The organism is Mycobacterium sp. NPDC006124 (genome assembly GCF_040614235.1).
GTDB lineage: Bacteria > Actinomycetota > Actinomycetes > Mycobacteriales > Mycobacteriaceae > Mycobacterium.
This window is the reverse complement of record NZ_JBEXUA010000005.1, coordinates 211,753-237,011: the sequence shown is the minus strand read 5'-3', so window position 1 is coordinate 237,011 and position 25,259 is coordinate 211,753. Positions and strand designations below refer to the sequence as shown.

Below are 25,259 nucleotides of genomic sequence, written 5' to 3'. Positions count from 1 at the left end.
TGCGTTGATACTTGACGCCATGGCCGAGGCTCCCGACATCGCACTGGCACCCATCGGATCGGTTCGCAGGACCCAGGTGGGCCGTGAGGCCACCGAACCCATGCGCGAGGACATCCGACTGCTCGGCAGCATCCTCGGCGACACCGTCCGCGAACAGAACGGTGACCACGTCTTCGACCTCGTCGAGCGGGCCCGCGTGGGGGCCTTTCAGGTGCGGCGGTCCGAGATCGACCGCTCCGATCTCGCCAGCCTGTTCGACGGCATCGACGTGCACGAGGCCATTCCCGTCATCCGGGCCTTCACCCACTTCGCGCTACTGGCCAACGTGGCCGAGGACATCCACCGGGAACGGCGCCGCGCCGTCCACGTCGCGGCCGGCGAACCGCCGCAGCGGAGCAGCCTGGCCGCCACCTACCTCAAGCTCGAATCCGCGAAGCTGGACTCCGACACCGTCGCCGACGCCCTCACCGGCGCCCTCGTCTCGCCGGTCATCACCGCACACCCCACCGAGACCCGCCGCCGCACGGTGTTCGACACCCAGCACCGCATCACCGAGTTGATGCGGTTGCGGATGCACGGCCAGCGCACCACCGACGACGGCCTCGACATCGAACTGGAGCTGCGCCGAAACATCCTGGTGCTGTGGCAGACGGCGTTGATTCGCTTGTCGCGGTTGAAGATTCAAGACGAAATCGAAACCGGGTTGCGGTACTACCCGGCGGCCTTCTTCGAGGTCATCCCGCGGGTCAACGCCGAGGTGCGCACCGCGCTGCGAGCCCGGTGGCCCGAGGCCCACGTGCTCGAACAGCCCATCCTGCGACCCGGATCGTGGATTGGCGGGGATCGCGACGGCAACCCCAACGTCACCGGCGACGTGGTGCGCCTGGCCACCGGCAGCGCCGCCTACACCGCCCTGTCGCACTACTTCGTCGAGCTGACCAAGCTCGAGGAGGAGCTGTCGATGTCGGTGCGGCTGGTGCAAATCACCGACGAGTTGCAGGCCCTGGCCGACACGTGCGGTGAACCGGCCCGCGCCGACGAGCCGTACCGGCGCGCCCTGCGCGTCATGCACGGCAGGCTGACGGCCACGGCGACCACGATCCTGGACCGCCAGCCCGAGCATCAGCTGGACCTGGGCATGGACCCCTACGAGACGCCCGAGCAGTTCATGGCAGACCTCGACGTGGTCGACGCGTCGCTGCGGGCCAACGGCAGCGCCCTGCTGGCCGACGACCGACTCGCGCGTCTGCGAGAAGCCCTGCACGTCTTCGGCTTTCACCTCGCGGGTCTGGACCTGCGTCAGAACTCCGACGTGCACGAGGAGGTGATGGCCGAACTGCTCGCGTGGGCCGGCGTGCACGCGGACTATGCGTCGCTACCCGAGGACGAGCGGGTCGAGCTGCTGACCGCCGAGCTGGCCACCCGCCGCCCGCTGGTGAGCCCCGGCGCCGAACTCTCCGAGCTGGCCCGCAAGGAGCTCGACATCACCGCGGCCGCCGCCAGGGCGGTTCGCACGTTCGGTCCCGAGGCGGTGCCCAACTACATCATCTCGATGTGTCAGTCGGTCTCGGACATGCTCGAGGCCGCGGTCTTCCTGAAGGAGGCCGGTCTGCTCGATGCCTCCGGCGACGAACCGTACAGCCCCGTGGGCGTGGTGCCGCTGTTCGAGACCATCGACGACCTGCAGCGCGGATCGTCGATCCTCGAAGCCGTGCTGGACATTCCGCTGTACCGGTCGCTGGTGCACGCGCGCGGTGAGCAGCAGGAAGTGATGCTCGGGTACTCCGACTCCAACAAGGACGGCGGGTACCTGGCTGCGAACTGGGCTCTCTACCGCGCCGAGCTCGAACTGGTCGAATCCGCGCGCAAGACCGGAATCCGCCTGCGGCTCTTCCACGGTCGCGGCGGGACGGTGGGCCGCGGTGGCGGACCGAGCTACGACGCGATCCTTGCGCAGCCGCCGGGAGCGGTGAAGGGTTCGCTGCGCATCACCGAACAGGGTGAGGTGATCGCCGCGAAGTACGCCGAGCCGACCATCGCGCACCGCAACCTCGAGACGCTGCTGGCCGCGACCCTGGAGTCCACGCTGCTCGACACCGAAGGCCTTGGGACGCTGGCCCAGGACGCCTACGAGGTGCTCGACGACCTGGCCGCGCGGGCCCAGCGGGCGTACTCCGAACTAGTGCACGAGACACCGGGTTTCGTCGAGTACTTCAAGGCGTCGACGCCGGTCAGCGAGATCGGTGCTCTCAACATCGGCAGCCGCCCCGCCTCCCGCAAGCCGACCACGGCCATCTCCGACCTGCGGGCGATCCCGTGGGTGCTGTCCTGGAGCCAGTCGCGGGTGATGCTGCCCGGGTGGTACGGCACGGGGTCGGCATTCGAGGAGTTCATCGCCGACGGCGAGGAGGACACCAAGCTCGCCGTGCTGCACGACCTCTACGAGAAGTGGCCGTTCTTCCGCTCGGTGCTGTCCAACATGGCCCAGGTGCTGGCGAAGGCCGACATGGGTCTGGCCGCCCGGTACTCCGAACTCGTCGACGATGAAGCGTTGCGGCACAGGGTCTTCGACAAGATCGTCGCCGAGCACGACCGGACCCTCAGGATGCTGCGCCTGATCACCGGCCAAGACGACCTGCTGGCCGACAATCCCGCGTTGGCCCGCTCGGTGTTCAACCGGTTCCCGTACCTCGAACCGCTCAACCATCTACAGGTCGAATTGCTGCGCCGCTTCCGCTCCGGTGACGAGGACGAACTGGTGCAGCGCGGCATCCTGCTGACCATGAGCGGGTTGGCGACCGCACTGCGCAATAGCGGGTAGTCACCGGCGCCGGTAGTCGACCCGGCATGCGTCGGCCGCCCGCGCGACGCCACCGATCTGGGCCGGGACCGGCCGAGGATGCCCGGCCCACCGCGGCGTGAACTCGTAACGGCCGAGCAGCCTGGTCGTCGCCATGGTCATCGCCGACAGCGAGAACGGCTGCGCCGGACACGAATGTCTGCCGTGGCCGAACGCGGTCACCAACATCGGCGAGGCCAGCGCTGCCGCGTCGGCCAGGCGGTGGCGGTGCCAGCGGCCCGGATCCCAGGTCTCCAGACCCGGTGCGGCGGTGGTGTTGAGCACGGGGAGCAGGGTGGCGATCGTCCACCCCGCGGGCACGGCGACGACGCCAGCGCCGGTGTCGAAGGCCACCGGGGCCAGCACGGCACGCGGCATGATCGACCGCTGTGCCAACCGGATGCTCTCCAACGCGCAGCCTTGCGCGAGGTCGGCGTCGCCGTCGGCGACCCGGCGCGCCAGGTCGGGATGCTCCACGAGATCCACCAGCGCCCAGCCCACCGCGGCCATCAGATTCGACATCGAGGCGACGTGGATCAGCGCGACGTCCATCGCGATGCCACGATGACGGTCCGCGGCGGGCTCGTCCGCCCACGCGGCGACGATCCGGCCGAACAGCTCGCCGTCGCCTTGCGCACCCGAATCATGCCGTCGGACGGCGTCTTCGAGAGTCTCGGCGATGTCGTCGAGCGCAGCACGTTCGGCGCGCTTGCCGGAAGCCGCGACCGCCGCCATCACGTCGGGGCGGACGGAGGCCTCGGATCCGTCGAGGACGTCGAACGCGCGCACCAGCTCTTCGAAGGCGTCGCCGTCGGCGCACCCCGGCCCCGCCCACGACGCCAACCCCATGCGGTGCCCCAGTCGTCGCGTCAGCGCGAACACCTCGACGGACCCGTCGTCGCCCAGTTCGGTCTCGGTCACGTCGAGGGCGTGGCGCAGGTGGGTCAGGTAGGACGCCACGTCGTCGCGGCGAAACAAGGCGTCCGGCAGCACTCGACGTCCCACGAACACCTCGTCGGGAAGCTTGCGGCGCAACATCGACCAGTCGGCCACACCCTTGCTGGCGACGTCCTCGGGCAACGCGTAGAACGACTCGACGCCGGCGGGGGAGAACGTGAACAAATGGTCGCGACCGCCGCTGCGCACCACGAACGAATCCCCGTGGATGGCACGCGCATCGGCCAGGGCGCCCACCGCGTCGGACACCTCGACGTCCCACGGCAGACCGACGCCGCGGGCGAACGGCAAGACCTCGAGCGGTCCGGGCACGTCGCCTCAGAGGCCGGTGGTCTTGCGCACCGCGTTCAGGGCGCCGCGCACGATCTGCTCGGTGACCGCCAGCGGCGCCACCACCGATTCGCCGACGCTGACGATGCGCTCGACCCTGCCGACGATGGACTCGAGTCGGTCGACCACGTCGAACAGCCGAGGTGCCAGTTCGTCGATCCGGGTGATGGTGGAGTTGAACCGTTCGAGGGTGAGGTCCAGGCTGCTGGTCGAGGAGTCCAGGTCGGCGAGCGTCTGCCCGAGATCGGAGAGGATCGCCTCGACCTGCTCCACGGTCGCGTCGGCATTCAGCGCGGCATGGGTCAACGTCCTGATGCGCCGTCTCGCAGGTGTCCGTTGGCGCGTGGCGTCGCCGTTGTCTGCCATGGCAGCAAGTATGGGGGTTGCTAGAGGTTCGCCGCAGCCGCTTCGTCGAGCAACCACACCGTGGCGTCACGACCGATCGCACCGGCCGCGGGTACGTCCGCGGGCGCCGCCCCGCCGATCGCCGCGGCCACCGCCTCGGCCTTCTCCGAGCCCGAGACGACCAGCCACACCTCGCGCGAACGGACCACGGCGGGCAGCGTCAGGGTGATGCGCACCGGCGGCGGCTTGGGGGAGTCGGTGACGCCGAGCACCATCCGCTCGGTCTCCACGGTGGCCTCCGAGTGCGGGAACAGCGAGTTGACGTGACCCTCGCCGCCCATGCCGAGCAGGTGCACGTCGAACGTCGGCGTGGGGGACCCGGCGGGGGCGTTGGCGTCCAGCACCTGTTCGTAGGCCAGCGCGGCGGCATCCACGTCGTCGCCGAACTCGCCGTCGCTGGCGGGCATGGCATGCACGTTGGCCGCCGGGATGGCGACGTGGTCGAGCAGTGCCGCCCGCGTCTGCTTGTCGTTGCGGTCGTCGTCGTCGGCCGGGACGTAGCGCTCGTCACCCCAGAACAGGTGCACCTTCGCCCAGTCGATCGCCTCGTCGTGGTCACCGAGGTGCTTGAGCAGCTTGATGCCGGTACCACCGCCGGTGAGCACGACGTTGGCGGCGTCACGCTCGGCGATCGCCGCGACGATCGCGAGCACCAACCGGTCACCCGCGGCGGTGACCAGTGCGTCGGTGTCGGCGTAGGTCTCGATCACGGTCTCAGACATATTGCACCTCGGCGATTCCCTTCAAAGCCGCTAAGTATATCTCGTCGGTGTCGAGCCTGCGCATGTCCTCGGCCAGGCAGTCGCGAGTCTCCCTGCGCGCCAACGGAAGTTTCGCCTCCGGTTTGGCCGTGCGCGACAGTGTCGCGGTCACGCCGTTCTGCGGTCGGCTCAGCGTGATGGTCTCGCTCTCGCGGACGATCTCCACCTTGAGGTCCCCGACCGCCCGTTGCACCGGTCCGCTGATGCGGCTGGCGAGCCATCCGGCGAGGATGTCCAGTGCCGGTTCCTCCTTGCGGCCGGAGACCACGGCGGACTCGATGTCCTCGTGCGGACCCTGATCCAGTGCCGAGGTGAGCATCGCCCGCCAGTAGGTGATGCGGCTCCAGGCCAGATCGGTGTCGCCGGGGGTGTAACCCTCGAGCCTGCTCTTGATGCACGCCAGTGGATCGTCGCCGTAGGTGGCGTCGGTGATGCGTCGAATGGCCAACTGCCCCAACGGGTCCTGGGCCGGCACTCGCGGCGCCCTGTCCGGCCACCACGCCACCACCGGGGTGTCGGGCAGCAGGAACGGCGTGACGACGCTGCTGGCCTGCGCGGCCAGCGGGCCGTGCAGTTTGAGCACCACGACCTCACCGGCGCCCGCGTCGTGACCCACCCGGATCTGGGCGTCCAACTTCGCGTCGGAGGCGTCACGGTCGGCTGGCAGCACGACGATCACCCGGCAGGGATGCTCGCGGCTCGCCGCATTGGCCGCCTCGATCGACTCCTCGAGGATGGTCTCGCTGTCGGGTGCGATGACGAGGGTCAGGACCCGCGCCATGGTGAACGCGCCGCCCTCCTCGCGCAGCCCGTCCAACTTCTTGTTGACCGCGGTGGTGGTGGTGGATTCCAGGTCGACGATCACTTCGGCACACTCCGCTCTTGGCTGACGCTCATTACGGCCTCCGCCATTCCCGGCCGGTGCGCGCCAGCATCTCCGTCGCCGACTCCGGGCCCCAGCCACCCGATTCGTACGGGTCGGGCTTGCCACCCTCGGCATCGACCGCCTCCCAGTGCTCGAGCGCGAGATCGAGGATCTCCCAAGACAATTCGACCTCCTGGTTGACCGGGAACAGGGACGGCTCTCCGAGCAGGACGTCGAGGATCAGTCGCTCGTAGGCCTCGGGGGAGTCCTCGGCGAAGGCCGACCCGTAGGAGAAGTCCATGTTGACGTCGCGGACCTCCATGGCGTGGCCCGGCACCTTCGACCCAAAGCGCAACGTGATGCCCTCGTCGGGCTGTACCCGGATCACCAACGCGTTCTTGCCGAGTTCGTCGGTCATCGTCGCGTCGAAGGGCAGGTGCGGAGCGCGCTTGAACACCAGGGCGATCTCGGTGACCCTGCGGCCCAATCGCTTTCCCGTCCGAAGATAGAACGGCACCCCGGCCCACCGCCGAGTGTCGACCTCGAGGGTGATCGCGGCGTAGGTCTCGGTGGTCGAGGTCGGGGAGAAACCCTCCTCCTGGAGTAGTCCGACGACCTTCTCGCCCCCCTGCCACCCCTCCGTGTACTGGCCGCGGGAGGTGTTCTCGCCCAACGGTTCTGCGAGCCGCGTCGCCGAGAGCACCTTGATCTTCTCGGACTGCAGCTCTGCGGGACTGAAGCTCACCGGCTCCTCCATGGCGGTCAGCGCCAGGAGTTGGGTGAGGTGGTTCTGGATGACGTCGCGGGCCGCGCCGACCCCGTCGTAGTAGCCACCCCGGCCGCCCAGTCCGATGTCCTCGGCCATCGTGATCTGCACGTGGTCGACGTAGTGCGCGTTCCAGATGGGGTCGAACAGCTGGTTGGCGAAGCGCAGCGCCAGGATGTTCTGGACCGTCTCCTTGCCCAGGTAGTGGTCGATGCGGAACACCGAGGACTCCGGGAACACGCTGTTGACGACCTTGTTGAGCGAGCGTGCGCTGTCCAGATCGTGCCCGAAGGGCTTCTCGATGACGACGCGACTCCAGCGGTCACCGTCGGGCCGGGCCAACCCGGAGGTCGACAACTGCTCGCAGACCGTGGGGAACGCCTTCGGTGGGATCGACAGATAGAACGCGTGATTGCCACCGGTGCCGCGTTCGGCGTCGAGCTTGTCCAGCGTCTCCTTCAGCCGTGCGAACGAGTCCGCGTCGTCGAAGGTGCCCTGCACGAAGCGGATGCCCTCGTTCAGCCGGTCCCAGACCTCTTGGCGGAACGGCGTTCTGGCGTGCGCCTTGACCGCCGTCAGGACGATGTTGCCGAAGTCCTCGTCCTCCCAGTCGCGCCGGGCGAACCCGACCAGGGAGAACGTCGGCGGCAGCAGTCCGCGATTGGCCAGATCGTAGATCGCCGGCATCAGCTTCTTGGTGGCCAGGTCTCCGGTGACGCCGAAGATGACCACCGCACACGGACCCGCGATCCGCGGCAAGCGCTTGTCGAGCTTGTCGCGCAGCGGGTTCTGCCAGTCGTCGCTCAACGGGCCGCTCAAGACTTCTTCTGGTCCAACTGACCCTGGGTCGCCTCGATGAGCTCGCCCCACGACTTCTCGAACTTGTCGACGCCTTCGTTCTCCAGCGTCAGGAACACGTCGGTGAGGTCGACGCCGACGTTGACCAGCCGGTCGAACAGCATCTGCGCCGCGCCGGAGGTGCCGCTGATGGTGTCGCCCTTGACCTCGCCGTGGTCGGCGACGGCGTCCATGGTCTTCTCCGGCATCGTGTTGACGGTGTTCTTGGCGACCAGTTCGGTGACGTAGAGCGTGTCGGAGTAGTCGGGATTCTTGACCCCGGTCGACGCCCACAGCGGCCGCTGCACGCGGGCGCCGTCGGATGCCAAGGCCTCGAAGCGCTCGCCACCGACGAACACCTGCTGGTAGGCGGCGTAGGCCAAACGCGCGTTCGCCACACCGGCCTGCCCGCGCAACTCCATCGCCTCGTCGGAACCGATGGCCTCGAGCCGGGCGTCGATCTCCGAGTCCACGCGGGAGACGAAGAACGACGCCACCGAGTGGATCTTCGACAGGTCGTGTCCGGCTTCCTTGGCCTTCTCCAGGCCAGCGAGGTAGGCGTCCATGACGAGGCGGTGCCGCTCGACGGAGAAGATCAGCGTGACGTTGACCGAGATGCCCTCGGCGAGCACCGCGGTGATGGCCGGCAGGCCCTCCTCGGTGGCCGGGATCTTGATCAGCAGGTTCGGCCGGTCGACGATCTTCCACAGCTCGATCGCCTGGGCGATCGTCTTGTCGGCGTCACGCGCCAGCCGCGGGTCGACCTCGATGGACACCCGACCGTCGACGCCGTCGCTGGCCTCGTAGGTCTTGGCCAGCAGGTCGCACGCGTCGCGCACGTCGTCGGTGGTGACGGTCCGGATGGTGGCCTCGACGTCGGCGCCCCGTTCGGCCAGCTCGGCGATCTGCGCGTCGTACGCCTCGCCCTTGGACAGCGCGGCCTGGAAGATCGACGGGTTGGTCGTCACGCCCACGACGCTCATGGTGTCGATGAGCTCCTGCAGGTTGCCGGTCTGCAGCCGCTCACGGGAGAGGTCGTCGAGCCATACGGAGACGCCTTCGGCGCTCAGCGCCGCCAGGTTCGGATTCTGAGTCATCAATGCTCCTAAGAGAGTTCTGCGAATGTCAGTTGTCGAGCGATCGCTCCGCGGCGGCTGCCACGGCCTCTGCCGTGAAGCCGAACTCGCGGAACAACGTCTTGTCGTCCGCCGACTCGCCGTAGTGCTCGATCGAGACGATCTCGCCGGTGTCGCCGACCAATTTGTGCCAGCTCTGTGCGACGGCCGCTTCGACCGCCACCCGTGCCGACACCTCCGGAGGGAGCACGCTGTCGCGGTACTCCTTGGGCTGGCTCTCGAACCACTCCACGCACGGCATCGAGACCACGTAGGCGTTGATGTCCTTCTCCGCCAACAACTTCTTTGCCTCCACCGCCAGCTGTAGCTCCGAGCCGGTGCCGATGATGATGACGTCGGCGTCGTCGGCCGGCGTTCCGCCGCCGAGGACGTAGCCGCCCTTGCTCACCCCTTCGAAGCTGGTGCCCTCCAGCACGGGGATGCCCTGCCGGGTCAGGATGAAACCGACCGGGCCACTGCCATTGCCGCGGGCGACGATGCTGCGCCAGGCATAGGCGGTCTCGTTCGGATCACCCGGGCGCACCACCGACAGATTCGGGATGGCGCGCAAGGCGGCGAGGTGCTCGATCGGCTGATGGGTGGGGCCGTCCTCGCCGAGTCCGATCGAATCGTGCGTCCAGATGTAGATGGTGTCGATGTCCATCAGCGACGCCAAGCGCACGGATCCGCGCATGTAGTCGGAGAACTGCAGGAACGTGCCACCGAACGCGCGGGTCGGACCGTGCAGCACGATGCCGGACAGAATTGCGCCCATGGCGTGCTCGCGGATGCCGAAGTGCAACACGCGGCCGTACCAGTCGGCCTTGAAGTCCTCCGTGGAGATCGACGGCGGGCCGAACGACTTCACGTCCTTGATGGTGGTGTTGTTGCTGCCCGCCAGATCGGCCGAACCGCCCCACAACTCGGGCAGACGGGGCGCGACGTCGTTGAGCACCTGACCGAACGCGGCGCGGGTGGCGACCGCCTTCGACCCCGGCTCCCAGCGGGTGACGTCGGCGTCCCAGCCGTCTGGTAATTCCTGGGCCAGCAGGCGGTCGAGCAGCTTCTTGCGTTCGGGCTCGCGCTCGGCCCAGGCGTCGAAGTCGGGCTGCCACTTCTCGTGGGCCTCGCGGCCACGGTCGACCAGCTTGCGGGTGTGCTCGATGACCTCGTCGCGGACCTCGAACTTCTTGTCGGGGTCGAAGCCGAGGATCTTCTTGGTGGCGGCCACCTCCTCGTCGCCGAGCGCCGAGCCGTGCACGCCGCCGGTGTTCATCTTGGTCGGCGCGGGATAGCCGATGATCGTGCGTACCGAGATGAAGGACGGCTTGTCGGTGACCGCCTTGGCCGCCTTGATGGCCTCCTCGATGCCGACGACGTTCTCGCCGCCCTCGACCTCTTGGACGTGCCAGCCATACGCGCGGTAACGGGCCGGAACGTCCTCCGACAGCGCGATGTTGGTGTCGTGCTCGATGGAGATCTGGTTGTGGTCGTAGAAGACGATGAGGTGGCCCAGCTGCTGGGTGCCGGCCAGCGACGACGCTTCGCTGGTGATGCCCTCCTCGATGTCGCCGTCGGAGGCGATCACGTAGATGAAGTGGTCGAACGGGCTGGTGCCGGGGGCGGCGTAGGGGTCGAACAGCCCGCGCTCGAAGCGCGCCGCCATCGCCATGCCCACCGAGGAGGCCAGACCCTGGCCGAGCGGTCCGGTGGTGATCTCGACGCCCTTGGTGTGACGGAACTCCGGGTGCCCCGGGGTCTTCGACTTCCAGGTGCGCAGCGACTCGATGTCCTCCAGCTCCAGGCCGAACCCGCCCAGGTACAGCTGGATGTAGAGCGTGAGGCTGCTGTGCCCGGCCGACAGGATGAACCGGTCGCGGCCCAGCCAGTGCACGTCGGACGGGTCGTGCCGCATCTGACGCTGGAACAGCGTGTACGCCAACGGCGCCAAGCTCATTGCGGTGCCGGGATGGCCGTTGCCGACCTTCTGAACGGCGTCCGCCGCCAAGACCCGAACCGTGTCGACGGCGACCGAGTCGACGTCGGCCCAGTCTTCGGGGTGGTGGGGGCGGGTGAGGGCGGAAATCTCTTCCGTTGTGGTCACGATCGAGCTCCTCGTGTCGTCAAGCTGTCACCCATCACCCTAGTGCGGACCGTTGCATCGCCGCTGGCCGCGTCACCCAAGTTGGCTCGGCGTTCACCTAGGGCCACCCCGTATTGGTGACTGCCCGGTTCCACGGTCTACCATCGTCTGTAGTAGAAGCCAGCGTGCTGCCGCGAATTCGAGGAGAACAACTGCGTGAGCATTCGCGAGCGCCGTATTTCCCGCGAGGCGCAAGGTCCGGCATCGCCGGCCAAGCGGTTCGGCGCGCGCGTCAGAACCACCCTGCTGGCCTACCTGGCGCTGACCAAGCCCCGCGTCATCGAACTCCTGCTCGTCACGACGATCCCGGCCATGCTGCTGGCCGACCGTGGCACGGTCGACCCGCTCCTGATCCTCAACACGTTGTTCGGCGGCATGATCGCCGCGGCGGGTGCCAACACGTTGAACTGCGTGGCCGACGCCGACATCGACAAGGTGATGAAGCGGACCGCGCTGCGGCCGCTCGCCCGCGCCGCGGTGCCCACCCGACACGCGCTGGTGTTCGGTCTGGTGCTGACGGTCGGGTCCTTCGCCTGGCTGTGGTGGACCACCAACCTCCTCTCGGGTGTCCTGGCCGTCTCCACGATCGCCTTCTACGTCTTCATCTACACGCTGCTGCTCAAGCGCCGCACGTCGCAAAACGTCGTCTGGGGCGGGGCCGCGGGCTGCATGCCCGTGATGATCGGGTGGTCCGCGGTCACCGGGACCATCCAGTGGCCCGCGCTGGTGATGTTCGGGATCATCTTCTTCTGGACGCCGCCGCACACCTGGGCGCTGGCCATGCGCTACAAGGACGACTACAAGGCCGCGGGCGTACCGATGCTGCCGGTGGTCGCCACCGAGCGGCACGTCACCAAGCAGATCCTGATCTACACCTGGCTGACGGTCCTGACGACGCTGGCGCTGGCCCTGGCCACCGGCTGGCTGTACGCCGCCGTCGCGCTGCTCGCCGGCGCGTGGTTCCTGGTGATGGCCCACCAGCTGCACTCCGGCGTCAAGCGCGGTGAGCCGGTGAAGCCGCTTCGACTGTTCCTGCAGTCCAACAACTATCTGGCCGTGGTGTTCTGCGCGCTCGCCGTCGACTCGGCGCTGGCGCTGCCCAAGCTGTTCGGCTAGCTCGGATCCCAGCCGCCGCGGCGGCCCTGCTTGATTCCTCCCCGCCGTTTCTTGTCGACCAGGCGACGCTCCTTGGACCCCCGGGTCGGCTTCGTCGGCCTGCGGGCCGGGGGAGGCGCCGCAGCCGCGGCCCGCAGGATGCCGGCCATCCGTTCACGCGCGGCGGCCCGGTTCTGCAACTGGCTGCGGTGCTCGCTGGCGGTCACCGTCAGCACGCCGCCGGCCAGCCGGGTCCGCAGTCGGCACAGCATCTGATACCGCAGCCGCTCCGGGATCGACGGCGAGCGGGCCAGGTCGAAGGACAGCTCGACCCGACTGTCGGCAGTGTTCACCCCTTGACCACCCGGACCGGACGACCTGGAGAAGCGCTCACCGAGTTCGGCGGCCGGGATGACGAAGGTTCGGGTGACCACCAGGTCGTCGGCCACGGTCGCCGCTAGGGAATCAAGGCCACGGAGCCGACGGTCTTGCGGCCCTGCAGATCGCGGTGCGCCGTCGCCGCGTCGGACAGGGCATATCGCTCGCTCACGGTGATCGACAGCGTCCCCGTGGCGATCGCGTCGAGCAATTCGCCCGCCCGCCATGAGAACTCGTCCGCGGTCCGGGTGAAGTGCGCCAGCGACGGCCGGGTCAGCATCAACGAGCCCCCGCTGTTGAGACGCTGCGGGTCGAACGGCGGAACGGGGCCGCTGGACGCGCCGAACAGCGCGAGCGTGCCCCGCACGGCGAGGCTGGCGAGGCTGGCCTCGAAGGTCGACGCGCCGACCCCGTCGTACACGGCGGCGACCCCCCGACCGCCGGTGAGGTCCTTGATCTTGGCGCCGAACTCCGCGGGATCCTCCGGATAGTCCAGCACCTCGACCGCGCCCGCCTGCCGCGACAGCTCGGCCTTGGCGTCGGTGGACACCGTGGTGATGACCTTGACCGCCATGCTGGTCGCCCACTGCGTGAGGATCAGGCCGACGCCGCCGGCGCCGGCGTGCACCAACACCGTGTCGCCCTGCTGCACCGGGTACACCGACTTGAGCAGGTAGTGCGCGGTCATGCCCTTGAGCAGCGAGGAGGCCGCGACCTCCGCGGAGACGGCATCGGGCACGTAGGCGACGAAATCGGCTGGAGCGACGGTGTACTCGGCGTAGGCGCCGTTGGCTTGGGCGGTGACGACGCGGTCACCAACGTTGAGCGCCGCGACGTCGTCGCCGACGGCGGCGACCGTGCCGCAGACCTCGGTGCCCACCACGAACGGCAGTTCTCGCGGATACAGCCCCGACCTGAAGTAGGTGTCGATGAAGTTGACGCCGATGGCGTCGGCCTTGATCGACACCTGACCCGGGCCGGGCGTGGGTTCGGGCTTCTCGACGTAGGTGAGGACTTCGGGGCCACCGGTCTCGGACACTTCGATCGCGTACATGGCACCTATCATTCCAACGTGAAGCTCGCACGGCCCGACGTTCGCCATCCCCGCATCGTCCTCGCAGGTTGCCGGGCCCTCGTCGAGGGCGACGGCGACGACGCCGGTCTGATTCCGGCGCTGCGGGCGCGCGGACTGCATGCCCGGTGGCTGGCGTGGGACGACCCGGAGACACTCGATGCCGACCTCGTCATCCCGCGGGCGACGTGGGACTACACCGAGCGCCTCGAGGAATTCCTCGCCTGGACCCGTCGCGTGCCCAATCTGCTCAACGCACCGGCCGTGGTGGCCTGGAACACCGACAAGCGGTACCTTGCCGACCTTCGGGCGGCCGGGGTTCCCGTGGTGCCGAGTTCGTTCTTCGGCCCGGGGGAGCCGGTATCGGTGCCCGAGGGGCAGGTGGTGGTCAAACCGGCCGTCGGCGCGGGCTCGGTGGGGGCTCAGCGGTTCGACGACGCCGAGTTGGCGCGTGGCCACGCCCGGGCCCTGCAGTCCGACGGGCACACCGCGCTGGTGCAGCCCTACGACCCGCGGATCGCCGACGGCGAGACCGCGCTGGTGTTCGTCGGCGGTCAGCAGTCCCACGCCTTCACGAAGGGGCCGCTGCTGCCGCCGCCAGGCGAACGCGCCGCCCTCGACGAATCCGGCACCTTCGCCGAGGAGTCACTACGGCCGGCCGACCCGGACGCCGAGCTGTGGGACGTCGGGCATGCCGCACTCACCGCCGCGGCGGCCCGGCTGGGCCTCGACGTCGGCGAGTTCCTCTACGCCCGCGTCGACGTCATCGGTGGCCGCGACGACCCGCGGCTGCTGGAACTGGAACTGGTCGAGCCGTCGCTGGGGTGGCGGCAACTCGACGCCGCCGACCGCGAACTCAAGCAGCGTGATTTCGTACTCGCGGTGGAGTCAGGCCTGGACCGGTTGGGGCTCGGGCCGCTCGGCCATCGCCCGGGTACGCATCGAGGCCCATAGCGCTGCCGTCGCGGCCGTGCAGATGGCCGCGCCCGCGACGTGCACGGCGACCAACGCCGCGGGCACGCCGGTGAAGAACTGCACCGTGCCGACCATGCCCTGCAGGGCGACCGCCACCAGCAGAACGACGACGCGCATCGTCACCGGTCGGGGCGCACGGACGGCGAGCAGCCCGAACGCGAGGCCGATCAGGAGTGCCAGGTAGGCCGCCACCAGTGCCGAATGGCGGTAGACCAGCGTCACGATGTCCAGCATCAACCGGGGCACCGGCGCCTCGACGCTCTTGTCGCCGGCATGCGGGCCGGCGCCGGTCACCATCGTGCCGGTGACGAGCACGACCGAGAGGGCCACGCCGCAGAGCGCCGTCAGCTGCCGCAGCGGCTTGGGCACCAACAGTTCTGGAGGCCCGGCGCCATGGGCTGGATCGGGCTCGCCGATCTTGACGAACAGCAGCACCGCCAGCCAGACCATCGCCATGGACACCAACAGATGGATCGCGACCGTCCACCACAGCAGCCCGGTGAGGACGGTGATGCCGCCCAGCACGGCCTGCAGCACGGTCGAGGCAGGCATCAGGCAGGCGTAGACGATCACTTCGCGGCGCCGCCGGGCCCGGACCACCGCGAGCACCGCGAGGGCCGCGGTCAGGACGACCAGGAACGTGATGAGCCGGTTGCCGAACTCCACGGCCTGGTGGACGATCGGCACCTCGGCGACGGGGACCGGGACGAAGCTGCCGGGGAAGCACTGCGGCCAGGTGGGACAGCCCAGCCCCGACGCCGTCACCCGGACGATGGCGCCGGTGACGGCGATGCCGCCCTGGGTGAGCACGACGGCGCCGGCGATGAGGCGCTGCGTGCGACGGCTGGGCAGGGGCAGCACGTCCACGACCCGCAGCACTGAGCGTCCGACGGCCATGGCCCGATCGTAGATGAGCTTTGACTACAGGCTGTAGTAGGGGAGGCCAAAGGAGGGGCCGCTCAGGTGAAGCGGAACCACCGCAGTGCGCCCAGCGCGCAGATCGCACCCCAGGCGGCCAGCGCCGCAACCCCGAACCAGTCCACCGAGACCGTCATGGCCTGTCCGAGCGCCTCGGTCAGCGCACCCGACGGGGTGAGTCGCGCGATGAACCGCACGGTCTGCGAGACCACGCCGCCGGCGACCTCGCTCTCGAGGGTCAGCGCACCCAGCCCGGCGAAGACGAACCACAGCAGGTTGGCCAGGGCGAGGACGATCTCGGCCTTCAGCGTTCCGCCCAGCAGCAGCCCCAGCGCGGCGAATGCGGCCGTTCCGAGCGCGATGATCACCGCGCCCAGCGCCAATCCCGCCACCTCGGGTCGCCAGCCAAGGGCGACGCCAATGGCGCCGAGCAGAATCGACTGCAGGAACACCACGGTCACGACGGCGAGCGACTTGCCGGCGATGATGCCCCACACGGGAAGGGCCGTCGCCCCGAGTCGTTTGAGGGCGCCGTACCGGCGATCGAACGCCACCGCGATCGCCTGCCCGGTGAAGGCCGTCGAGATCACCGCCAGCGCCATGATCGGGGGTGCGAACGTCGCCGCCCGATTGGGTCCGAACGAGCCCAGCGGCAGCAGGGTCAGACCGACCAGCAGCGTGATGGGGATGAACATCGTCAGCAACAACTGCTCGCCGTTGCGCAGCAGGAGCTTGAGTTCGAGCCGGAATTGCGCGGCCAGCATGCTCGGCACGGCTGCCGGGCGCGGGTCCGGGCTGAAGGTGCCCGGCTCGAAGCGGTTGGTCGTCACGAACGAAGCTCCCGTCCCGTGATGTCGAGGAACACGTCCTCCAGACTGCGCTGCTCCACCCGCATGTCGGTGGCCAACACGTCGAGCCGTGCGCACCACGCGGTGACCGTGGCCAGCACCTGCGGGTCGATCGAACCCTCGACGAGGTACTCACCCGGGCTGAGCTCGCTGGCCAGATAGCTCTCGGGCAGGGCGGTGACCAGCAGCGACAGATCAAGTTTCGGTGGTGCCGAGAAGCGCAGCTGGTTCTCCGCGCCCCGGCCCATCAGCTCCGCAGGCGTGCCCTTGGCCACCGCGACGCCGTTGTCGATGATCACCAGGTGGTCGGCCAGTTGCTCGGCCTCGGTCAGCTGATGGGTCGTCAGGACGATCGTCACGCCGTCGCGCCGCAATCCGTCGATGAGGTCCCACACGACGATGCGCGCGTGGGCGTCCATACCCGCGGTCGGCTCGTCGAGGAAGACCAGTTCCGGGCGGCCGACGACGGCGCAGGCCAACGCCAGACGCTGCTGCTGACCCCCGGAGAGCCGCCGGTAGGTGGTCTTGGCCGCGTCGGTCAGACCGAGGGTGTCCATGAGCCAGGCCGGGTCCAGCGGGTTGGCCGAGTACGCGGCGACCAGGTCGAGCATCTCCCCGGCTCGCGCCGCGGGGTAACCGCCGCCGCCCTGCAGCATCACGCCGATGCGTTCGCGAACACGGGCGTTGTCCACACTGGGATCGAACCCCAGGATCTCGATGGATCCGGCGTCGGGTGTGGTGAATCCCTCGCACATCTCGACCGTGGTGGTCTTGCCGGCGCCGTTGGGGCCGAGCAGGGCCAGCACCTCGGCTCGCTGGACGTCGAGGTCGAGTCCGTTCACCGCGGTCGTCGACCCGTAGCGCTTGGTGACCCCGCGTAGGCGCACGGGGGTCTCGACACGGGGGGTCACGGTGTCTCAGCGTAGGCGTCGGAGCTGGCGACGGGTGGCACCGGCGCCCGTTGGTCAGCGCCGTCGGCGTCCGGAAGAGGGCGCCACGGCAGCCGGGTGTAGGTGATGACGATCAGCAGGGCCACGATCACGGTGCTCGCGATCGTCGCGTCCAGGATCTGAAACAGGGCGAAGCGGTCGCCGTTGGCCGTCGGCCCAAAGATGCCCACGAGCAGCGTCATCGCGATCGCGGTGCCCCGGAAACCCGGCCGCGAGGCCCAGGTGGCCAGCGGGATGATTGCCCACAGCAGATACCAGGGCTGCACCACGGGGGCCAGCAGCACGGTGACGCCGAGCGCGACGCCGAGGCCGCCGACCGGGTGCAGCCGGCCGCGCAGCACCGACAGCAGCAGCCACGTCACCAGCACTGCGATGATGATCACACCGATCGCACGGGTGAGGCCCAGCACCGCGGTGGTGTGGTCGCCCAGACCCAGCAGGTTGCCCACCTGGCCGGTGCCGAGCGCGATCAGCGTCGGCGGCGACATCCAGGACCTCACGACGTTGGCCGTGCCGAGGGTGAACAGCCAGCCGAAGCCGAGACCGCTGCTCCACCCGATCAGCACCATCACGGCCAGCGCGATGGCGCCCATCGAGGTGCTGGCGACCAGCAGGGCCCGAAACGAGCCGCCCCACTTGGCGGCCAGCGCCACGGCCACGAAACCGACCGCGAGCAGGGCGGGCAGCTTGACCTGGGAGGCCATCGTGATCAGCACGGTCCCCGCGATGAGCATGGCCAGTGGCTTCCACCGCAGCCAGTCGGCGCGCCCGTGCGGCCACCGAAGTGGTCGAGGCACCAGCGGGCCGGCCGGGTAGTTGTCCCGCGTGCGGCTGATCGCGCGCAAGGCGAACTCGGTGCCGGTCAGCATCAGCCCCAGCATCAGGGCCTCGTTGTGGATGCCGGCGACGAGGTGCATGAACATCAGCGGGTTGCACGGTCCCAGCCACAGCGCGCTGACCTCCGCGACGCCACACCGGCGGGCCAGCCGCGGGGTGGCCCACACGATCAGCCCGACGCCGGCCAGGACGACGAGGCGGTGGCACAGGACCGCGGCGACGATGTTGTCGCCGGTGATCTCCGAGATGCCGCGGCCGATCCACAAGAACAGCGGACCGTACGGCGCCGGGGTGTCGCGCCACAGGCTGGGCACCGACAACGTGAAGACGTGATCCAGCCCCAGCCCGGGTGCCGGTCCGACTCGGTAGGGGTCCAGGCCCAGGCGGGCGATCTGACTCTGGGCGAGATAGGAGTAGACGTCCTTGCTGTACATCGGCGGCGCGATGAGCAGCGGCAACGCCCAAATGAGCAGGGTGCGGTCCAACTGGCTGCGCGACATGCGTCGGGGACCGAGGGCGAAGCGGCCCAGCATCAGCCAGGCGAGTGTCATCATCACCGCGCCGGTCGTCGTCATGGTCAGCGACACGGTCTGGATGCGGGACGGAAGGTTGAGCAGGCGCACCCCGAAGGTCGGATCCTGCACGACCGGCCGGGCGCCCGCACCGAGCGCGCCGATGGCCATCAGCACCGTGCCGGTGGCGCCGAAGACCCGCGTCCGGCGCAGGAACGCCACCTCCGAGGCGATCAACGGGGAGCCGACCGTGGTCTCGTCGGCGTGCCACCGTGCGACGGCGGTGCTCAGCGACGGTCGGCGGGCGGCCATCAGTGCAGCGTAGTAAGTCGGTCACCTAAGGGTTGCCTTGCTGGACCCTCGTGCCGAATTCGGACACAATGGTGTTGTGAAAATCCGAACGGAGACTCCTGCGGCCGGTGGGTCCTCCGCCGCCGTGGCGTCGACGTCGGACGGACACACCCGCCGCGCCATCGTGCAACTCTTGCTGGAGGGCCCGACCACCGCCGGCGACGTCGGTGACCGACTCGGCATCTCCGCAGCTGGCGTGCGCCGGCACCTCGACGCACTGGTCGACGGCGGCGACGCCGAATCCGTTGCCGCGGCCTCCTGGCAGCACCACGGCCGGGGGCGCCCCGCCAAGCGGTACCGACTCACCGCCGCGGGCCGGGGCAAGCTCGACCACGCCTACGACGACCTGGCCGTGGCCGCCATGCGGCAGCTGCGCGAGGTCGGCGGCGACGATGCCATCCGCACCTTCGCCCGGCGCCGCGTCGACGCCATCCTCTCGGGTGTCACCGCCCGCACGGACGGCGACGACGTGGCCACCGCGGCCGACCGGGTGGCCGTCGCCCTCACGGGCGCCGGCTACGCCACCACCACGACGCGGGTGGCCGGTCCCATCTCCGGCGTCCAGATCTGCCAGCATCACTGTCCGGTGTCACACGTCGCAGAGGAGTTCCCCGAACTCTGCGAGGCGGAGCAGGAGGCGTTCTCCGACATCCTGGGCACCCACGTGCAGAGGCTCGCGACCATCGTCAACGGCGACTGCGCCTGCACCACGCACGTTCCGCTCGTCCCCGAACCCGCCCGGCGCACGGCCCGCGCCGAACCGCGTCCATCAGCCACCGAGAATCAAGGAGCGTCGACATGACGACTACACCTGAAGCACCTCAGCTGACCCAAGAGGAGACCATCGCCTCCCTGGGCACCTACGGCTACGGCTGGTCGGACTCCGACGTCGCGGGCGCCAGCGCCCAGCGCGGACTCTCCGAGGCGGTCGTGCGCGACATCTCCGCCAAGAAGAGCGAGCCCGAGTGGATGCTCGAGATGCGGCTCAAGGCGTTGCGCACGTTCGACAAGAAGCCGATGCCGAACTGGGGTTCGGATCTCGAGGGCATCTTCTTCGACAACATCAAGTACTTCGTTCGCTCCAGCGAGAAGCAGGCCGCCACGTGGGACGACCTGCCCGCCGACATCAAGAACACCTACGACCGCCTCGGCATCCCGGAGGCCGAGAAGCAGCGCCTGGTGTCCGGCGTCGCAGCGCAGTACGAATCCGAGGTCGTCTACCACTCGATCCGGGAGGATCTGGAGGCGCTCGGCGTCATCTTCCTCGACACCGACTCGGCACTGAAGCAGCATCCCGAGCTGTTTCAGAAGTACTTCGGCACCGTGATCCCGGCCGGGGACAACAAGTTCTCCGCGCTCAACACCGCGGTGTGGTCGGGCGGATCGTTCATCTACGTCCCCAAGGGCGTACACGTCGACATCCCGCTGCAGGCCTACTTCCGGATCAACACCGAGAACATGGGTCAGTTCGAGCGCACGCTGATCATCGTCGACGAGGACGCCTACGTGCACTACGTGGAGGGCTGCACGGCGCCGATCTACAAGAGCGACTCGCTGCACTCCGCGGTCGTCGAGATCATCGTCAAGCCCGGCGGCCGGTGCCGCTACACCACGATTCAGAACTGGTCGAACAACGTCTACAACCTGGTGACCAAGCGTGCCCGCGCCGAGGCCGGCGCCACCATGGAGTGGGTCGACGGCAACATCGGCTCCAAGGTCACCATGAAGTACCCGGCCGTGTGGATGACCGGTGAGCATGCCAAGGGGGAGGTGCTCTCGGTCGCGTTCGCCGGCGAGGGTCAGCACCAGGACACCGGCGCCAAGATGCTGCACCTGGCGCCCAACACGTCGAGCAACATCGTGTCCAAGTCCGTCGCCCGCGGCGGCGGCCGCGCGTCCTACCGCGGCCTGGTGCAGATCAACAAGGGTGCGCACGGTTCGCGCTCCAGCGTGAAGTGCGATGCGCTGCTGGTGGATTCGATCAGCCGCAGCGACACGTACCCCTACGTCGACATCCGCGAGGACGACGTCACCATGGGTCACGAGGCAACCGTGTCGAAGGTCAGCGCCGATCAGCTGTTCTACCTGATGAGCCGCGGCATGACCGAGGACGAGGCCATGGCGATGGTGGTCCGCGGTTTCGTCGAGCCGATCGCCAAGGAGCTTCCGATGGAGTACGCCCTGGAACTCAACCGGCTCATCGAACTGCAGATGGAAGGCGCGGTCGGATGACGGGGACCGACCTGACCACCGCCGTCGAAGGCGGCGCCGAGCCCGGCTCCGCCCTCGCCGGCGCCACCAAGGGCGAACAGTTCAGCTCATTCGACGTCGACGCCTTCGAGGTTCCCGGCGGCCGCGACGAGCTGTGGCGGTTCACCCCGCTCAAGCGGCTGCGAGGCCTGCACGACGGGTCGGCCCCGGCCACCGGGAGCGCACGCGTCGAGGTGTCCGAACGCCCCGGCGTGACGGTGGAGACCGTCGGGCGCGACGACGGTCGCCTCGGCAAGGGTGGTGTGCCCGCTGATCGCGTTGCCGCACAGGCGTTCTCGTCGTTCGAGACGGCCACCGTCGTCACCGTCGGACGCGAGGTCGAGGTGGCCGAGCCCGTCGAGATCACGGTCACCGGACCAGGCGAGGGCCTCACCGCCTACGGCCACCTTCAGATCCGCGTCGAGGAGTTGGCCCGGGCCACCGTGATCGTCGACCTGCGGGGCAGCGGCACCTATGCCGACAACGTCGAGATCCTCGTCGGAGGCTCGGCCGCCGTCGGCGTCATCTGGATCGCCGACTGGGCCGACGACATGGTCCACGTCAGCGCCCACCACGCCCGGCTGGCCAAGGACGCGACCCTGACGCACGTCGCCGTCACCCTCGGCGGCGACGTCGTACGAACCTCGGCGACGGTTCGCTACGCCGGTCCCGGTGGTGACGCACAGATGCTGGGCACCTACTTCGCCGACGACGGTCAGCACTTCGAGTCGCGGCTGCTGGTCGACCACTCCCAGCCCAACTGCAAGTCCGACGTGCTCTACAAGGGTGCGCTGCAAGGTGATCCGGACTCGAAGAGGCCCGATGCGCACACAGTCTGGATCGGCGACGTCCTGATCCGGGCCGAGGCCACCGGGACCGACACCTACGAGGCGAACCGCAACCTGGTGCTCACCGACGGGGCGCGCGCCGACTCGGTGCCCAACCTGGAGATCGAGACCGGCGAGATCGTCGGCGCCGGGCACGCCAGTGCCACCGGACGATTCGACGACGAGCAGTTGTTCTACCTACGGGCCCGCGGCATCCCGGAGGACCAGGCGCGTCGCCTCGTGGTGCGCGGCTTCTTCGGCGAGATCATCGCCAAGATCGCCGTCCCCGCGGTGCGCGAGCGCCTCACCGAAGCCATCGAACGAGAACTAGCCATCACGGAAGCAAGAGACAGCTGATATGACCACACTCGAAGTCAAGGACCTGCACGCCTCCGTCGTCTCCGCCGAGGGCGGCGCCGACGTGGAGATCCTCAAGGGCGTCAACCTCACCGTGAGGTCGGGGGAGACCCATGCGGTGATGGGCCCCAACGGATCCGGCAAGTCGACCTTGTCCTACGCGATCGCCGGCCATCCCAAGTACACCGTCACCTCGGGGTCGATCACCCTCGACGGTCAGGACGTGCTGGAGATGAGCGTCGACGAGCGCGCCCGCGCCGGGTTGTTCCTCGCCATGCAGTACCCGATCGAGGTGCCGGGCGTGTCGATGTCGAACTTCCTTCGGACCGCCGCGACCGCCGTGCGGGGCGAGGCTCCCAAGCTGCGGCACTGGGTCAAGGAGGTCAAGGGCGCGATGAGCGATCTCGACATCGACCCGGCATTCAGCGAGCGCAGCGTCAACGAGGGATTCTCCGGCGGTGAGAAGAAGCGTCACGAGATCCTCCAGCTCAGTCTGCTCAAGCCGAAGATCGCCATCCTCGACGAGACCGACTCGGGTCTCGACGTCGACGCGCTGCGCGTGGTCAGCGAGGGCGTCAACCGCTACGCCACGGCCGAGAACGCCGGCGTGCTGCTGATCACCCACTACACCCGCATCCTGCGCTACATCCAGCCGCAGTTCGTGCACGTCTTCTTCGACGGCCGCATCATCGAGTCCGGCGGCCCCGAGTTGGCCGACGAGCTCGAAGCGAACGGCTACGAGCGGTTCACGCAGGCGGTCGAGGCCTGAGCATGACGGCTGCGTCCACGACGCTGGATCTGACCGCGATTCGGGCGGACTTCCCGATCCTCGGCAGGGTGATGCGTGGCGGCAGTCGGCTGGCATACCTGGACTCCGGTGCGACGTCCCAGAAGCCGTTGCAGGTGCTCGACGCCGAGCGGCAGTTCCTGACGACCTCCAACGGTGCGGTCCACCGCGGTGCCCACCAGCTGATGGAGGAGGCGACCGACGCCTACGAGCAGGGGCGTGAGGACGTCGCCCAGTTCGTCGGCGCCGACTCCGACGAGCTGGTCTTCACCAAGAACGCCACCGAGGCGCTCAATCTGGTGTCCTACGTGCTGGGTGACGACCGCTTCGCGCGGGCCCTCGGGCCGGGCGACGTCATCGTGGTCACCGAGCTGGAGCACCACGCCAACCTCATCCCGTGGCAGGAGCTGGCGCGGCGCACCGGTGCCACGTTGCGGTGGTACACGGTCGTGCCCGACGGACCCGACGCCGGACGGATCGACCTGGACTCACTGCGACTCGACGAGCGCGTCAAGGTCGTCGCATTCAGCCATCAGTCCAACGTCACCGGAGCCGTGGCGCCCGTGGCCGAGTTGGTGGCGCGCGCCAAGGCGGTCGGTGCGTTGACGGTGCTGGACGCCTGCCAGTCGGTGCCGCATCAGCCCGTCGACTTTCACGCCCTCGACGTCGACTTCGCGGCGTTCTCGGGGCACAAGATGTTGGGGCCCACGGGTATCGGCGTGCTCTACGGCCGTCGAGAGTTGCTCGCGGCGATGCCGCCGTTCCTCACCGGCGGGTCGATGATCGAGACGGTCACGATGGAGTCCACGACGTACGCGCCGGCGCCGCAGCGGTTCGAGGCCGGCACCCCGATGACCTCACAGGTCGTCGGATTGGCCGCGGCCGCAAGGTATTTGAGCGCGATCGGGATGGCGCAGGTCGAGGCGCACGAGCACGCGTTGGTGGTCGCCGCCCTGGAGGGATTGTCGGCCGTCGACGGCGTGCGCATAGTCGGTCCCACCACGACGGAGCATCGCGGTTCGCCGGTCAGCTTCGTGGTCGACGGGATTCACGCCCATGACGTCGGTCAGGTCCTCGACGACGACGGCGTGGCGGTGCGCGTCGGTCACCACTGCGCGTGGCCGCTGCACCAGACGTTCGGCGTCGCGGCGACCGCTCGGGCCTCCTTCGCGGTCTACAACACCCTCGACGAGGTGGACCGCCTGGTCGCCGGGGTACGCCGAGCCGTCGACTTCTTCGGGCGGGCATGACCGTGCGAATGGAACAGATGTACCAGGAAGTGATCCTGGACCACTACAAGCATCCGCATCACCGCGGTTTGCGCGACCCGTTCGCCGCCGAGGTTCACCACGTCAACCCGACCTGCGGCGACGAGGTGACGTTGCGCGTGACGCTGTCCGAGGACGGGGAGACCGTCGTCGACGTGTCCTATGACGGGCAGGGGTGTTCGATCAGCCAGGCGGCGACGTCGGTGCTGACCGATCTGGTCATCGGTCAGAGTGTCGGCGCCGCGCTCAAGACCGTCGCGGCATTCTCCGAGATGATCTCCTCGCGGGGCAACGTCGACGGCGACGAGGACGTGATCGGCGACGGCATCGCCTTCGCGGGGGTCGCGAAGTACCCGGCGCGGGTGAAGTGCGCCTTGCTGGGGTGGATGGCGTTCAAGGCCGCGCTGGCGGAGGCCAGGCCATCAGGTGAAGCACTGGCTCCGGCCAGCCACGACGAGGAGGAACGACCATGAGCGACACCGTGAGTGACGAAGTGCTGGCCGATCTCGAGGAGGCCATGCGCGACGTGGTCGACCCCGAACTGGGCATCAACGTCGTCGACCTCGGACTGGTCTACGGCTTGAACATCGAGGAGGGCGACGCCGGGGCGAAGGTCGCGTTGATCGACATGACGCTGACCTCGGCGGCGTGCCCGCTGACCGACGTGATCGAGGATCAGTCGCGGACTGCGCTGGTGGGTTCCGGCCTCGTCAACGAGATCAAGATCAATTGGGTGTGGAATCCGCCGTGGGGCCCCGACAAGATCACCGAGGACGGCCGCGAGCAGCTGCGGGCCCTCGGCTTCACGGTCTAGCC

At 68.8% G+C, this 25,259-nt stretch carries 23 protein-coding genes; 10 read left to right on the top strand and 13 right to left on the bottom strand.

Annotated elements, in window-relative coordinates; translation table 11 throughout:
* The first annotated feature begins 19 nt into the window (after positions 1–19).
* On the top strand, positions 20–2,821 hold the full coding sequence (ppc, locus tag ABZ195_RS13110; RefSeq protein WP_355218242.1) for a phosphoenolpyruvate carboxylase: 2,802 nt from the start codon (positions 20–22) through the stop codon (positions 2,819–2,821).
* Here the strand turns inward: ppc and ABZ195_RS13105 are convergent, their stop codons facing one another.
* The 7 genes from ABZ195_RS13105 to tkt are packed head-to-tail and all read right to left on the bottom strand — an operon-like array spanning position 2,822 to position 10,979.
* Complete coding sequence (locus tag ABZ195_RS13105) at positions 2,822–4,108, bottom strand: cytochrome (protein WP_355218240.1); 1,287 nt, start codon at positions 4,106–4,108, stop codon at positions 2,822–2,824.
* Positions 4,109–4,114: 6 nt separating this feature from the next.
* The gene (locus ABZ195_RS13100; RefSeq protein ID WP_355218238.1) at positions 4,115–4,492 is read right to left on the bottom strand and encodes an ATPase; all 378 of its coding nucleotides are present in this window, start codon (positions 4,490–4,492) and stop codon (positions 4,115–4,117) included.
* Between the two features lie 20 nt (positions 4,493–4,512).
* Entirely contained in the window at positions 4,513–5,253 is a 741-nt protein-coding gene (gene pgl / locus ABZ195_RS13095) for a 6-phosphogluconolactonase (RefSeq protein ID WP_355218236.1), read from the bottom strand.
* Entirely contained in the window at positions 5,246–6,157 is a 912-nt protein-coding gene (gene opcA, locus ABZ195_RS13090; RefSeq protein WP_355218234.1) for a glucose-6-phosphate dehydrogenase assembly protein OpcA, read from the bottom strand. Before opcA ends, pgl begins: the two co-directional genes overlap by 8 nt.
* A gap of 31 nt (positions 6,158–6,188) precedes the next feature.
* Complete coding sequence (gene zwf / locus ABZ195_RS13085; RefSeq protein ID WP_355218232.1) at positions 6,189–7,742, bottom strand: glucose-6-phosphate dehydrogenase; 1,554 nt, start codon at positions 7,740–7,742, stop codon at positions 6,189–6,191.
* Positions 7,739–8,860, bottom strand: a complete 1,122-nt coding sequence (gene tal / locus ABZ195_RS13080; RefSeq protein WP_355218230.1) for a transaldolase — start codon at positions 8,858–8,860, stop codon at positions 7,739–7,741. Before tal ends, zwf begins: the two co-directional genes overlap by 4 nt.
* Before the next feature lie 25 nt (positions 8,861–8,885).
* Positions 8,886–10,979, bottom strand: coding sequence for a transketolase (gene tkt, locus ABZ195_RS13075; protein ID WP_355218228.1), 2,094 nt, complete (start codon positions 10,977–10,979; stop codon positions 8,886–8,888).
* Positions 10,980–11,195: 216 nt separating this feature from the next.
* On the opposite strand from tkt, the gene ABZ195_RS13070 reads away from it, so the two are divergent.
* Positions 11,196–12,134: a heme o synthase gene (locus ABZ195_RS13070; RefSeq protein ID WP_355218546.1), complete on the top strand. Its 939-nt coding sequence runs from the start codon at positions 11,196–11,198 to the stop codon at positions 12,132–12,134.
* Here ABZ195_RS13070 and arfB read toward each other — a convergent pair.
* Both arfB and ABZ195_RS13060 read right to left on the bottom strand, forming a co-directional pair.
* Complete coding sequence (gene arfB / locus ABZ195_RS13065) at positions 12,131–12,562, bottom strand: alternative ribosome rescue aminoacyl-tRNA hydrolase ArfB (protein WP_355218226.1); 432 nt, start codon at positions 12,560–12,562, stop codon at positions 12,131–12,133. The two genes, ABZ195_RS13070 and arfB, sit on opposite strands and share 4 nt — an antisense overlap.
* An 8-nt stretch (positions 12,563–12,570) precedes the next feature.
* Entirely contained in the window at positions 12,571–13,545 is a 975-nt protein-coding gene (locus ABZ195_RS13060; protein ID WP_355218224.1) for a quinone oxidoreductase, read from the bottom strand.
* 18 nt (positions 13,546–13,563) lie between these two features.
* On the opposite strand from ABZ195_RS13060, the gene ABZ195_RS13055 reads away from it, so the two are divergent.
* A complete protein-coding gene (locus ABZ195_RS13055; RefSeq protein WP_355218222.1) occupies positions 13,564–14,517 on the top strand; it encodes a hypothetical protein in 954 nt (317 codons plus the stop codon).
* On the opposite strand, the gene ABZ195_RS13050 is transcribed toward ABZ195_RS13055, so the two are convergent.
* From ABZ195_RS13050 to mptB, 4 genes are all read right to left on the bottom strand, one after another.
* The gene (locus ABZ195_RS13050; RefSeq protein WP_355218220.1) at positions 14,452–15,435 is read right to left on the bottom strand and encodes a COX15/CtaA family protein; all 984 of its coding nucleotides are present in this window, start codon (positions 15,433–15,435) and stop codon (positions 14,452–14,454) included. The two genes, ABZ195_RS13055 and ABZ195_RS13050, sit on opposite strands and share 66 nt — an antisense overlap.
* A 62-nt stretch (positions 15,436–15,497) precedes the next feature.
* Positions 15,498–16,286 carry an ABC transporter permease gene (locus ABZ195_RS13045; protein ID WP_355218218.1) on the bottom strand — a complete coding sequence of 263 codons (789 nt, stop codon included), beginning with the start codon at positions 16,284–16,286 and terminating at the stop codon, positions 15,498–15,500.
* Complete coding sequence (locus ABZ195_RS13040; RefSeq protein WP_355218216.1) at positions 16,283–17,215, bottom strand: ABC transporter ATP-binding protein; 933 nt, start codon at positions 17,213–17,215, stop codon at positions 16,283–16,285. The genes ABZ195_RS13045 and ABZ195_RS13040 overlap by 4 nt, the downstream gene beginning before the upstream one ends.
* Positions 17,212–18,915 (bottom strand): polyprenol phosphomannose-dependent alpha 1,6 mannosyltransferase MptB, encoded by a 1,704-nt coding sequence (mptB, locus tag ABZ195_RS13035; protein ID WP_355218214.1) that lies wholly within the window; start codon positions 18,913–18,915, stop codon positions 17,212–17,214. The genes ABZ195_RS13040 and mptB overlap by 4 nt, the downstream gene beginning before the upstream one ends.
* A 76-nt stretch (positions 18,916–18,991) precedes the next feature.
* Here mptB and ABZ195_RS13030 point away from each other — a divergent pair, with 76 nt between their 5' ends.
* The 7 genes from ABZ195_RS13030 to ABZ195_RS13000 are packed head-to-tail and all read left to right on the top strand — an operon-like array spanning position 18,992 to position 25,257.
* Positions 18,992–19,756, top strand: coding sequence for a metalloregulator ArsR/SmtB family transcription factor (locus ABZ195_RS13030; protein ID WP_355218212.1), 765 nt, complete (start codon positions 18,992–18,994; stop codon positions 19,754–19,756).
* Entirely contained in the window at positions 19,753–21,186 is a 1,434-nt protein-coding gene (sufB, locus tag ABZ195_RS13025) for a Fe-S cluster assembly protein SufB (RefSeq protein WP_149479235.1), read from the top strand. Before ABZ195_RS13030 ends, sufB begins: the two co-directional genes overlap by 4 nt.
* Positions 21,183–22,388, top strand: a complete 1,206-nt coding sequence (gene sufD, locus ABZ195_RS13020) for a Fe-S cluster assembly protein SufD (RefSeq protein ID WP_355218210.1) — start codon at positions 21,183–21,185, stop codon at positions 22,386–22,388. Before sufB ends, sufD begins: the two co-directional genes overlap by 4 nt.
* A gap of 1 nt (position 22,389) precedes the next feature.
* Complete coding sequence (gene sufC / locus ABZ195_RS13015; protein WP_355218208.1) at positions 22,390–23,157, top strand: Fe-S cluster assembly ATPase SufC; 768 nt, start codon at positions 22,390–22,392, stop codon at positions 23,155–23,157.
* A 2-nt stretch (positions 23,158–23,159) separates the two neighbouring features.
* Positions 23,160–24,425, top strand: a complete 1,266-nt coding sequence (locus tag ABZ195_RS13010) for a cysteine desulfurase (protein WP_355218206.1) — start codon at positions 23,160–23,162, stop codon at positions 24,423–24,425.
* Entirely contained in the window at positions 24,422–24,916 is a 495-nt protein-coding gene (sufU, locus tag ABZ195_RS13005; RefSeq protein ID WP_355218204.1) for a Fe-S cluster assembly sulfur transfer protein SufU, read from the top strand. The genes ABZ195_RS13010 and sufU overlap by 4 nt, the downstream gene beginning before the upstream one ends.
* Positions 24,913–25,257 (top strand): metal-sulfur cluster assembly factor, encoded by a 345-nt coding sequence (locus ABZ195_RS13000; RefSeq protein ID WP_149479240.1) that lies wholly within the window; start codon positions 24,913–24,915, stop codon positions 25,255–25,257. Before sufU ends, ABZ195_RS13000 begins: the two co-directional genes overlap by 4 nt.
* Positions 25,258–25,259 lie beyond the last annotated feature (2 nt).